This is a genomic window from Tenacibaculum xiamenense, from assembly GCF_964513065.1.
Taxonomy (GTDB): domain Bacteria; phylum Bacteroidota; class Bacteroidia; order Flavobacteriales; family Flavobacteriaceae; genus Polaribacter; species Polaribacter xiamenense.
The window spans coordinates 99,936-111,944 of sequence record NZ_CAZEQU010000014.1; the positions used below are offsets into that span (position 1 = coordinate 99,936).

Annotated in this window: 9 protein-coding genes and 1 pseudogene; 7 read left to right on the top strand and 3 right to left on the bottom strand. The window is 30.4% G+C overall.

Annotated features, from left to right (window positions below; all coding sequences use genetic code 11):
* Positions 1–22: 22 nt before the first annotated feature.
* The 3 genes from ACKTTV_RS05710 (at position 23) to ACKTTV_RS05720 (ending at position 2,126) form a co-directional block, all read left to right on the top strand.
* A complete protein-coding gene (locus ACKTTV_RS05710) occupies positions 23–1,024 on the top strand; it encodes a VOC family protein (protein WP_408029860.1) in 1,002 nt (333 codons plus the stop codon).
* A 75-nt stretch (positions 1,025–1,099) separates the two neighbouring features.
* The gene (locus ACKTTV_RS05715; protein WP_408029861.1) at positions 1,100–1,735 is read left to right on the top strand and encodes a transglutaminase-like domain-containing protein; all 636 of its coding nucleotides are present in this window, start codon (positions 1,100–1,102) and stop codon (positions 1,733–1,735) included.
* A 46-nt stretch (positions 1,736–1,781) separates the two neighbouring features.
* Positions 1,782–2,126 carry a cyclic-phosphate processing receiver domain-containing protein gene (locus ACKTTV_RS05720; RefSeq protein ID WP_408029862.1) on the top strand — a complete coding sequence of 115 codons (345 nt, stop codon included), beginning with the start codon at positions 1,782–1,784 and terminating at the stop codon, positions 2,124–2,126.
* A gap of 80 nt (positions 2,127–2,206) precedes the next feature.
* Here ACKTTV_RS05720 and ACKTTV_RS05725 read toward each other — a convergent pair whose 3' ends face one another.
* Positions 2,207–3,646 carry an MBL fold metallo-hydrolase gene (locus tag ACKTTV_RS05725; RefSeq protein ID WP_408029863.1) on the bottom strand — a complete coding sequence of 480 codons (1,440 nt, stop codon included), beginning with the start codon at positions 3,644–3,646 and terminating at the stop codon, positions 2,207–2,209.
* Positions 3,647–3,806: 160 nt separating this feature from the next.
* Between ACKTTV_RS05725 and ACKTTV_RS05730 the strand changes: the two genes are divergently transcribed.
* Complete coding sequence (locus ACKTTV_RS05730) at positions 3,807–4,625, top strand: LytTR family DNA-binding domain-containing protein (protein WP_408029864.1); 819 nt, start codon at positions 3,807–3,809, stop codon at positions 4,623–4,625.
* 4 nt (positions 4,626–4,629) lie between these two features.
* On the opposite strand, the pseudogene ACKTTV_RS05735 reads toward ACKTTV_RS05730, so the two are convergent.
* Positions 4,630–4,817, bottom strand: a pseudogene (locus ACKTTV_RS05735) (DNA recombination protein RmuC); the annotation flags it as partial.
* 223 nt (positions 4,818–5,040) lie between these two features.
* Here ACKTTV_RS05735 and ACKTTV_RS05740 point away from each other — a divergent pair.
* The 3 genes from ACKTTV_RS05740 to ACKTTV_RS05750 all read left to right on the top strand — a co-directional run bounded on the left by ACKTTV_RS05740 (position 5,041) and on the right by ACKTTV_RS05750 (position 10,595).
* Positions 5,041–6,735 carry a T9SS type A sorting domain-containing protein gene (locus tag ACKTTV_RS05740; RefSeq protein ID WP_408029865.1) on the top strand — a complete coding sequence of 565 codons (1,695 nt, stop codon included), beginning with the start codon at positions 5,041–5,043 and terminating at the stop codon, positions 6,733–6,735.
* A 217-nt stretch (positions 6,736–6,952) separates the two neighbouring features.
* Positions 6,953–9,853 (top strand): sensor histidine kinase, encoded by a 2,901-nt coding sequence (locus ACKTTV_RS05745; RefSeq protein WP_408029866.1) that lies wholly within the window; start codon positions 6,953–6,955, stop codon positions 9,851–9,853.
* On the top strand, positions 9,834–10,595 hold the full coding sequence (locus tag ACKTTV_RS05750) for a LytR/AlgR family response regulator transcription factor (protein WP_408029867.1): 762 nt from the start codon (positions 9,834–9,836) through the stop codon (positions 10,593–10,595). The genes ACKTTV_RS05745 and ACKTTV_RS05750 overlap by 20 nt, the downstream gene beginning before the upstream one ends.
* Here the strand turns inward: ACKTTV_RS05750 and rmuC are convergent.
* Positions 10,592–11,968: a DNA recombination protein RmuC gene (rmuC, locus tag ACKTTV_RS05755; protein ID WP_408029868.1), complete on the bottom strand. Its 1,377-nt coding sequence runs from the start codon at positions 11,966–11,968 to the stop codon at positions 10,592–10,594. The genes ACKTTV_RS05750 and rmuC overlap by 4 nt on opposite strands.
* Positions 11,969–12,009 lie beyond the last annotated feature (41 nt).

Below are 12,009 nucleotides of genomic sequence, written 5' to 3' on the forward strand. Positions count from 1 at the left end.
ATTATTTTTAAAAGAATTTTAAATGCGAGAAAATAATTTTGTTTTCGCTGATTTGTCTACTTACGATCTAGTAATTGCGAAAAGTTTTTATTCAAATGTGTTTGATTGGAGTTATCCAAAGAATTTTGATGATTACTTAACAGCCAAATATCAAACGAGAGAAGTGAGTGGTTTGTATGAAATGCCAGAAAAATTCAGGAGAATGAAGATGCCTTCTTTCTGGATGTCATATATACAAGTTAATGATATTGATAAAACTTTAGAGAAAGCTAAGGAACTCGGAGGAACAATTGAATTCATCGATAAAGAGCAGCTTATTGGTAAAATAGCTTTGATTCGAGATCCTCTTGGTGCTGGATTTACTGTTTATGAAGGAGATTCTTTAAATGCGCGCTTTGAAGATAAACCCAATACATTTATATGGAGTGAACTTTTTATTTCTGATTTTTCCAAAGTGAAAATGTTTTATGAAGGAGTTTTTAATTGGAAGTTAGAGGAGGGGCAAAGCGATCGTTTCTTTATTAAAAATAGAGAAGATGTTATCATAGGAGCAATTCAAGAGTTAGATTCAAAAATAAAAGGGGATAAAGAATATTGGAGCGTGTTCTTTGGGGTAGCAAATATTGAACAAACAAAAGAAAAAGTATTACAAAATGGAGGTAAGTTAGTATATGAAGATGTTTCAACTACTGTATTGTCCGATCCTTTTGGAGCCTTTTTTCATGTATCTCAAATAAGGAACACTTTGGGTACAGATGATAAAAAGGAAAATACTATTTTAAAAAAAAGAATAAAGTGGAAAGCCCTTTTAGGTATAGCTCTCATAGTAATTAGTTTTATAACGGGTTGGCTCTGGATTTGGGGATTCTTTTTTTTACTTTGGGTTATTTATGACGTAAGGTCAGGCATAACACATTTATTAGAGCCAATATCGAAAAAGGAAAGTCCTTTTTTGTTTTGGGTAATAATTGGCTTATGGACTTTCGTTAGTATGTATAGCTTTAGTCAATATTTAGCTTTGTAAGAAAATACAATATATGAATGAGTAAACCCCCCTTAATTATTCAAAAAATACTAAATACTAAAGATTACGTCTAATATGAAATATTTAAAGGCAACAGACTATTTAAACTTTAAACATGAGTCAATTCAAAAATTGGTTAAAGAGTTTAAAGAGGATTCTTTTACTAATAAAGAAAAGGTGATAGGCTTATACAAAAAGGTGCGCGATAAATGGAGATACGATCCTTACACGATTAGTTTGTTAAAAGAAAGCTATAAAGCTAGTGTTATAGCTGAAAAAACTTCAGGGAATTGCGTAGAAAAATCTGTTTTACTTGTAGCTTGTCTAAGAGGAGTGGGAATTCCCGCTAGATTACATTTAGGAAAAGTTAAAAATCATATTGCTGTCGAGCGTTTAACTGAAAAATTTGGCTCAAATGAACTAACACCTCACGGAATGGTAAATGTCTACTTAAATGGTAAGTGGTTAAAACTATCGCCTGCATTTAATGCATCTTTATGTGAAAAATTTAATGTGGAGCCACTTGAGTTCGATGGTGAAAATAGTTCTTTTTTACAGCAATATAATAGTGAAGGGAGCTTGTTTATGGAATATATAGATGATTATGGGCATTTTGAGGATGTTCCTTTAGATTTTATGAAACAAAATATAAAAGAAAATTATCCGCATATCTTTGATACCGATGAGAATATTTCAGAGTTTAAATTATAATAATAAAATTTAACTTGCGTGCTAAGTTAGAATAAAGAAAAAAACTATGAAAAAATTATTCTTAGATGATCTCAGAACCGTTGATATGATTTACCATAAATCAATGATTTCTGAATTTGATGTTGTACGTACCTTTGATGAATTCGTTTTTTATATTAAAACGAACGGTCTTCCTGATTTTATAAGCTTTGATAATGATTTAGGTCTTGATGAAGATGGAAATCTTGCTCCAGACGGTTATGCAGTAGTAAAGTGGCTTGTTTATGATTCTGGTTTAGATCTGAGTCAATTAGAATATAAGGTGCATTCTGCAAACCCAGTTGCCGCAGAGCAAATAAGGGGGCTGTTGAATAATTACATGATTTTTTTGAAGTCCTCAAAGAATGGATAAAACCGAGATATATAATAAAGATTTTGATCTTTGTATTAAAAAAGCGACCTTTTTTCGGTCGCTTTTTAACTAGCACTTTGTTAGTTCATATTATAGTATTTATTCATAATATCGGTAGTAACATTTGAATTTCGGTGGTGCTGAACAATTCTTTTTATTTTCAATTTTTCTTTTCGAACAAATTCAATAAATTGTTTTTCCACATTAGAGATATGTGTAGCTATAGAGTTGTCAGCAGGAACTTCTAAAAAATCACCTTCATAAATTATTTCTTCATTTTTGAAATAGGCAAAACTTTGCTTTAAACTATGTTCATTTTCTAGTACATAAAAACGAACTCCATTAATACTTTGTTTGTTTTCAATTGTTTTGAATTTAAAAGAATCAATTGTTTCCTTAAAGTTAGGGAAACTTCTAATGGCTTCAATAGTGTAATCATCAGCGATTATAGTGGTCCCATTTTTGGCGTAAGGTACTAAACCGCTGATATGATCACTGTGGGGGTGAGAAACAAACACGTATTTAATGTTTTTTGTGGGGAATTTATTCTCAATCAATCCGATAATTTTATTACTAATCTTTTCAGATAAAGGGGCTCCAAAAACCATGATTTCACTATCTATAACCTTAAAGAGGATAAACCTACTGTTATTGGTAGTGTTTATGAGATAAATGTTATTTGCAATCTGAGTAATCTCGCTTGAAATTGTTTGGTTTTTCAGAGGTAATACATACCCATAAGGTATTGCAAATTTTGAAGCAGCAATGCCCATGGTTTTTTCGAAACTCTCTACAGAAACATTAGCATTTAACTTGTTTTTTTTATAAATAACTAAGTCTTTGGCATATTCAATTCCATTTTTGATAACATAGTTTTTAAAATCTACAATAGAATTATCTTCGGTACTTTCCAAAGTCATTAGTCTTAACGATTTGATATCAAAAGTATAGGTGTTTCTAATCTTATCAATTGTAGTGTGAACAATCGTTGTTAGATCATTGTTTTTATCAATTTTGATTTTTAAATCATCTCCTTTTTTATAGCCATTTAATAAATCGGCAACCTTTTCGAAACTCAATACTTCGCCAGCTCTTTTATTTTCTTTTTCAAAAGCATTTTTTTTCAATAGTCTTAACCTTTTGCCTCTAATTACCCCATTTACATCATAAGAAACCGCTTTTTCACTATTCTTAAAATGTTTGAATTCGAAAACAAAATTACCAGGGAATTGACTTCTATCGTGCGTGAAATATTCTTTTTTCTCTTTATCAATTTCAATAGTATATATACCATAACCATTAACTTTATCTTCAGGGTGTTTATAATTATGACTTTGATAAGGGTTCAGAGAAGTGAATTTATAGGTTACAGTGTATTTCTTGATATCATTCGTGAATCTGTATTTTTCTTGTAGCTTATTAACAATATTGTCTTTTGTGATTTTTTGAGCATATGATGAAAAGAACATCAGATACACCATAATCAAGGTATTTATACGTATGAATTTGGTTAATTTCATTTTTTATTTTGGGTTTAATTATAAGTTTTTTTGAAAAGTGATTTTTAGGAATACGTTAACTTCTTCGGCAAATATATAATGTGAAAGTTTAGCTATTTTCGTGAAACATGGTCTAAAACATGAAATAAGTACTTAGTGTAGCGAAATACGTGTTAAAAAAATGCAAAAGAAAATTCATTATCCCATTTTAAGAAATCCTTTTTATGTTTTAAGTAGCTATTTCGTATTGCTACTTCCTGAGTTTATTAATTCTTGTAATCATAAGAAAGTAGTTTCTTCATTTTGGAATGTAATACCCATATGTAGTAAAGAGTTTGTTTTTTCAAGATTTTTAGGAAACTCTATAAAATCCATTCTTTTACTTATTGTCTGTTTTGAAGTTTTTAAAATAGTAGGAAAGTATTTTAATTTAAAAGGCTTACCTGATAATTTAAGACAGTGGGTACATTTTGAAAGTAAACTTTTAATAGCTGCTTTACTTTCTTTTTTTGGCTACATTATTATAGCCTTCCTTTTTGCATGGGGTACAGATACCTTAAAAGATTTAAGCATTTTTTCGATTTTATATAGAGTAATTATTATTACCTATTTAGGCATCCATGGAATGTTGCTTTTGAGTTTTTTAATTCACAAAAAAGATCCGTTAAATCAGAGTATAGAGGTTAAGAATTCAATAGGAGAAACATCGTTTTCTGTAAACGAAGCAATATGGTTTGAGAAGAAAGATAGAAACTATTTTGCGAACTCTAAAGATGGGGCATTTAAAGTTGAATATAACTTATCTCAACTAGAAGAAAAGCTCAGTAAAAAACATTTCTTTAGAATTAATCGCGCCGTAATAATAAATATCACCAAGGTGGAAGAAATTTTCCGCTGGGAAAATGAAAAATACATTGTCAAACTAAAAAATAATCAGGAGTTCGTTGGAACAAGAAAGCGTATTGTCGAATTAAAAAAACTAATAGCAGAGTTAAATTAATAGTTTAGTTCTCTTCTTGAGCACGTTCTATGATTTTTTCAGGTAAAGCTTTTTTGGCTTTAGTTCCCATTTTTTTCAGTTTTCAACACTGGATATTAAGTTACCTCTACCTTCAAAAAGTTTATTTATGGTCGAACTATAATCTGATTTGGTAGCATCAATCTTTTTACCAATATTAATGAGGTTTTTTAATAGTTATCATATAAAGCCCCCTTGACTTTCTATTCCAGTAGTTTTTCTTTGTTATTTTGTATCTATGGTGAATATGTAGTAGAGATAGCAATAATACTTCTATCAAACATTTTTGATTTCCCCATAAATAACTATTCAGAAAGATATACTGCTTTCCAGAAAGTATAGTTTCTCATTTTAAATACTTAATAGAGTTTTGCTCAAAACTTAAAAATTTTAAAAGATGAGAAAAAACTTAATTTTTTTATTGTGCGTAATATTACAGTTTTACGTAAGCGCTCAAAACTGCAACACACTTGAAAACTATAGTGCAGATAATAATTGGACTATTGAAGGAATTGATAGAGGTGGAAATTCTATAAATCCCCAGACAATAAGCATTGCTAATGGCACTTTTAACTACGAAGAGACACCGGATGCTTGGAATGTGATAAGAGCTTATAGACCTTTAGGCTATACTTTGTGTAACTCATGGCAAACAGAATTTATTTTTAATCCGACTTCAGTGAATAATGACCCATTAAGCGCTGGACATATTATTTTTAGTGCAACAGCGGGAAGTCTGGCACCAATGAGAGTGGTAAATCAAAATACAGATACATTGGTTTGGACAGATCAAGACGCTATAGGAGTTGTTTTTCGCTCGAACGGAACTGAATTTGATCTAGAAATGTTACCATTTATTAAAAATGGAACCGATTGGATAACTCCAAATTGTGCCATTTCTTTAGATGGAAATCAGACCATAACCCCAGAAGTATCCTATCGAGTTCGATTGGAAAGAATATCAAGAGAAAGAGGAAGATTAACTGTTTTTAGGGTAGTACCAGAAGGTGAAGATGAACGTATAGGAGAATGTTGTTTTGATATTCCACCAGGAGTGGAGGGGCTAAGTGTTATACAGCATGCCAATGCTACTGGAGGAAACCATACCAGAATAATATCTGGTACTATTGATGATTTATGTATTCAAAATTGTTTTAGAAGAGAAAACTGTTGTATTGATCAAGAAATTATTGGGAATACCCTTATTTGTGCTAGTTCCGGAAATGAGTTTGTGTCTGATACATTTTCTGTAACCAATAGTCCAGATGCTAGTTATACATGGAATGTGCCTAGCGGTATATTATTTAGAGGACAAGGAACTAATAGTATTACGGTAACAAATTGGGCAGGGCATTTTGGACCGATAACGATAAGTGTTGATATTACTTGCGGATGTGAAACCACAACAAGAACAATAGAAGTAAATTTATTAGCCGATCTTAGCCTTTTCGCAAGCTTTGATTTGATGGCGAGTTCATCTGGAAACACAGTAAATTATGTTAAAGGAACACCACGTCATTTAAACGGACCAACAAATGTTATTCATTGGTGGAATATTTTTGAAGCTGAAAATTCTATTCAGAATGATGCTACTATTTTAAATGAGCAAAACGGAACTCCTGTGGCTCTTAGAAATCCAGTAACAACCGCAATAGCCGAGTTCGAAACACCAGATATTGTTGGAGGTATGCAGGATTTATTGGTAGGAACTCCTTATGTTGTTGTGCATAGAGTTAATTACGAAGGAGAGCCTTGTGAGTGGGTTGAGTATAGATATAAATTCATGTTAAATCCAGTTCCTGGTAATTCTAATGAAGCTGAACTTATTATACTTTCCGAAGATAATACGGTTATCGGAGAGTTTAATACTGGTTTTACTTTATATCCAAATCCAAGTACTAATTACATTCAGTTGAAATTATTGGGAAGTGAGAAGGCAGAGTTGATTACAGTTTACAATACCAACGGGAATAAAGAAGAGGTGGTAATAAAAGATAATAGAGTAGATATTTCTGGCCTTAAAAGAGGTGTGTATTTAGTAAAAATGGAAACCGCAAAAGGAAGTTATACACGTCAATTTATAAAAGAATAGGGCGTTAAAGGAAAAGCAATGTAGGTTTATTAATTTCACTCTTTCTTGGTCTAATTTGAAAGGGTGAAATTTTTATTTAGTACCAAATAAGAATCCTTAAGTACAGTTTAGAAATTTTTTCTTTCGATTCAGAAAGAAGTAGGTTCTTTTTAAAAACATAAAAATACCTTTAACCTATGTTTTCTAATATTTTTACAAAACAATTGTAGCGCGTTTTATGATAAGATATTTGTCCAATACCGTTTTTCTTTTTTTAGTCACAACTATTTACGCACAGAGCATTGATTATTTATCGTATCAAATTACGCAAGAAGAAGGATTGCCCGATAGAGAAATATACTCAATACTAGAAGATAATTCAGGGTTAATATGGTTGGCCTCAAATTCTGGATTGTTTAGTTTCGATGGAAAATCTTTTAAGCATTACAAGCATCCAAAGCAAAGAAAATCAGCTGTTTTTAGCCCTCAGATTGACAGTAAAGGCCGCTTGTGGTACTGTAATTTAAGTGGTCAAATTTTTTATATTCAAGGAAAGAAAGTAGTCTTTTTTGATGACTATAATTATTTGATAAAAAATACAGTTGCAAACTATACTGTTACGGATGATTACTTGTTTCTTACAACAAGGCAATCTGTTTTAAAAGTTGATATAAATTCAAAGAACAAAGAAGAAATCTTTCTTAAAAGAAAAGGTAAAGTATTTGCTTCTTCTAAGGTTATTAACACCAATGAAGAATTTTATATTACCGATGCACGAAAAATCTATAATGTAGATGAGTTACTTGATGTAACAATAGTTAATGAAGAAAGGTTTTTGGAATACATTAAAATTATCTCAAAACCAGGAAAGATAATTACTCAAGTTCGCTTATTTAATCATTTAAATGAGTTTAGGGTTTTAAATAAACAAAATAAGTTTATCCCTCTATCAGGAACTAAAGAATTAGAACGAGTTACTATTTTAAATATCAAATTTTTAAATGATAAGTTATGGGTATTAACATCTGATGGAGCTTACGAATGTCAAATAAGCAACAATAATATAAAGATAAAATCTAATTATTTGAAAGGGTACTCTATTTCAGATGTGTTAATCGATTCGAATGATAATATTTGGTTTAGTTCTTTATCCTCGGGGTTATTTGTTATACCAGACAAAAGAATTAAAAGGCTAAAAAGGTTACACGAGAACGAATATGTTTCGAATGTAAAACCAATTAATGATAGCGTGATTTTTTACGTTGAAGGGAAAAAGTATTTTGTAAAGAACAATTTGAGCAATAGCACACTACAGTTAAATGAAATCAAAAGATTAAATAACCAGAAAATTTACTACGATTCTTATTTAGAGAAGTGCTTTTTTTTCAATGATCATGAAGCCTTAATTTATGATAAAGATAGACTTATTCCCTTTAGGAAAGCAAATAAATTAGGAATAAAGGATATCGTGAGAGTAAATGAGAATACTTATTGGACAACACGTTATTCGGCACTTCAAAAAGTAAACAGTGTTAGCTTCAAAAAAGAAGAAAGGGTTGTAGGAAGATGTAATAGAATTTTATATAATGATTTTAATGATTATTTATATGTAGATTTTTACGGAGGCTTAAAAGCAGGGAACGATCCGAATCATTTGAGATATGTTTTAGATAAAGGAAAGAAGATTTTTGTAAAGGCTATTACAAATCAAGTAGAATCCAGAATTGTATGGGTGGCTTTCGATAATAAAATTGTCGCAATTGAAGATGGCGATATTTTGAAAGTGGTAGAACTAGATAAGAAATATTCAGTTTTATGTTTGTCGTCAAGTTTGAATAACTTATGGATAGGAACCAATAAGGGAGTTTTAAGGCTTGATTTTAACTCTGAGAAAGTTTATTCTTTGACTCGGTTAAACACTACTTTTCAACCCATTGTTAGAGAAATTCAAACGACCACAAACTATACATTTGTGGCTACGGATAAATACATTTATCGAATACCAAATAATCATACTGAACATGAAGTGTTTCCTAACACTCCCTATTTTAAAACCTTAAGTATAGATGATAAAAAAATGGTGTGTGCCAATAATTCGCCAATAGAACTTTATAAGAGTAGTGGTTCAGTAGAGGTTAATTTTACGATTAATGGTTTTAAATCTCATGACTATCATAAAATAGAATATAGACTTAAAAATGGACCTTGGCGTACAATTAGTGGAGACAATCTTTTAATATCGAATCTTTCTTTCGGAGAGCAAGTACTTGAGGTTAGAGGAACTAATTCTGAAGGAAACATATCTGAAACAAATGAACTCGTAATTTTAGTGCACAAACCCTTTTATTTTAAATGGTGGTTTTTGAGTTTATTGATAGTATTTGTTGTTGTTGTTTTGATCTTTTTTGTGAAGTTTTTGCTAAAAAAACTTGAAGAGAGAAAGAATGAAGAATTATATCAAATTGAAATACAAAAACAATTAGCCGATTTAAAATTGGAGAATTTAAGGTCTCAAATGAACCCTCATTTTATTTTTAATGCTTTAAATTCTATACAGGAATATATTTATAACAATAATCAGAAAAAAGCTTCTAGTTATTTAGTGAAGTTTTCAAGACTCATTAGAATGTATTTAGATCATAGTAAAACATCTGAAATATCACTTCAAAACGAGATAGAAGCACTTGAATTATATTTGCAATTGGAAAGTAATAGAATGGGAGGGGAGTTGGAATATAGTGTTCATATAAAAGAACTTTTTAACTTAAGAAATATCATAGTTCCGTCATTATTTATACAACCTTACGTAGAAAACTCTATTAAACATGGATTGCTGCATAAGAAAGGAGAAAAAAAGATAAAAGTTGCTTTTTTTGAAAAAGAAGAAAATCTTTATTGCATAGTTGAAGATAATGGAGTGGGACGGGAAGTCGCTTTAAAATTTAGAGAGAATAAAGTGCATACATCTTTTTCTACAAAAGCTAATATAGACAGAGTAGCTCTAATTAATTCGACTAGAAATATTAATATGAAAGTTGAAATTGAAGATTTAAAAAACAAAGAAGGAATAGCTCTAGGAACTAAAATTATCATAACTATACCTTTAAAAATTATGAAAAATGAAAGTACTAATCATTGATGACGAAGTAAGTGCAAGAAGATTGTTGCTTAGAATGTTACCTGATATATTTAAAAATGATCGTGAGGTTGTTTTTTATGAAGCTGAAAATCTTTTAGACGGTGTTCAAATAATTAATAACGAATCTCCCAATTTGATATTGCTCGATATTGAAATGCCAGGGCATACTGGGCTTGAAATTTTGAATTTTTTCAAAGATAAAACAGTAGATTTTCATATTATTTTTACCACTGCTTATAGTCAATATGCAGTTGAAGCATTTAAGATGAATGCAATTGATTACTTGTTAAAACCCATTGATTATGATGAACTTGAGGTAACGATTAAAAAGTTAAAAGAAGTAATCGATAAAGAGGAAATCAATAAAAAATTAGAAAACCTTCGAAAAACATTTTCCGAGTTATCAGGTAAGAAAATAGCCTTAGAAGTTCCTCATGGTTTCTTATTTGTTTTACCTGATGAAATTATAGCCTTAGAAGCAGATGGTATGTATACAACAGTATATTTAAAAGAGCAACCGAAGGTATTGATAGCAAAACCCTTAAAGTACTTTGTAGATCAGTTAGCCAAGCATTCTTTCTTTTATAGATCGCATAGAACCCATTTGGTAAATCTAAAATTTCTAAAAGAATTTTCTAAAAAAGAAGGCTTTAAAATAATTCTTGAAAACGGCATGAAGATACCCCTTTCAAGAGACCGTAAAGAAGAATTTATGACTATAATTAAGGAAATGTATTTTTAATCCTCTTCTTGAGCACGTTCTATGATTTTTTCAGGTAAAGCTTTTTTGGCTTTAGCTCCCATTTTTTTCAGTTTTTCAACACTGGTTATTAAGTTACCTCTACCTTCAAAAAGTTTATTCATGGCCGAACTATAATCTGATTTGGTAGCATCAATCTTTTTACCAATATTGATAAGGTCTTTTAACAAACCATCGAATTTATCATACAAGGCTCCGGCTTGACGTGCTATTTCAATAGCATTTCGTTGCTGTTTTTCGTTATTCCACATAGTATCAATTGTGCGTAGGGTAGCCAATAAAGTTGTTGGAGTAACGATAACAATATTTTTTTCAAATGCTTTGTTGTATAAAGTGTTATCTTCATTTAAAGCAACTGCAAAAGCGGGTTCAATAGGGACGAAAAGCAAAACAAAATCAGGAGATTCTATTCTATAAATGTCTTCGTATTTTTTTTCAGAAAGTTGCTCAACATGTCTTTTCAACGAGTTTACATGTTCTTTAACAAATCGCGCTTTTTCATCATCATCTTCAGTATTTATGAATTGTTCATATGCAGTCAACGAAACTTTAGAATCCACAATCATCTTTTTGTTGTCAGGTAAATGGATTACTACATCGGGCATAATACGTTTACCTTCTTCATTTGTAAATGACTGCTGAACAAAATACTCTCGGTCTTTTTCCAAACCAGATTTTTCAAGAACTCGTTCTAAGACTAATTCTCCCCAATTTCCTTGCGTTTTACTATCTCCTTTTAAAGCTTTGGTCAGGTTAATAGTTTCTTTACTCATTTGAGCATTTAACTCTTTTAAGCCTAACAATTGTTCTTTCAAAGCAGAATGCATTGAAATACTTTCCTTTTGAGTATCTTCAACCTTTTTCTCAAACGTCTTAATCTTCTCTTGAAGAGGATTTAATATGGTTTGCAGGTTTTCTTTATTTTGCTCAGTAAATTTATTCGATTTCTCATCGAGTATTTTGTTCGCTAGATTTTCAAATTCTTTGGTGAATTTTTCTTGTAACTTACTAATCTCTTCTTTATTTTCATTAAGCTTTAATTGTAAGTTTTTCAGCTCTTCATTCTTTCGGGCTAATTCTATAGAAGAAAAATCTTTTTCTCTTCGAAGTTCATTAATTTCTTTATTCTTATCATTCAATCTTGAGGAAAAATCTTCTTTCTGCTGGTTAAAAGATTCTTCTTTTTCTTTTTTCTGAGTTTCAAGATTCTCTACCTTACTTTGAAGAATATTATTGTCTTTTTCGAGTTCGCCTGTAACTTTCTTTAAGGTTAATTTCCCCAATAAATTTCCAATAATAACTCCCAAAGCCAAGCCTATCAAAGCAATAATTATAACAAGTACGGTAGTGTTCATGTAAATGATAAAAATTTAAATATAATAGCAAATATAGGGCA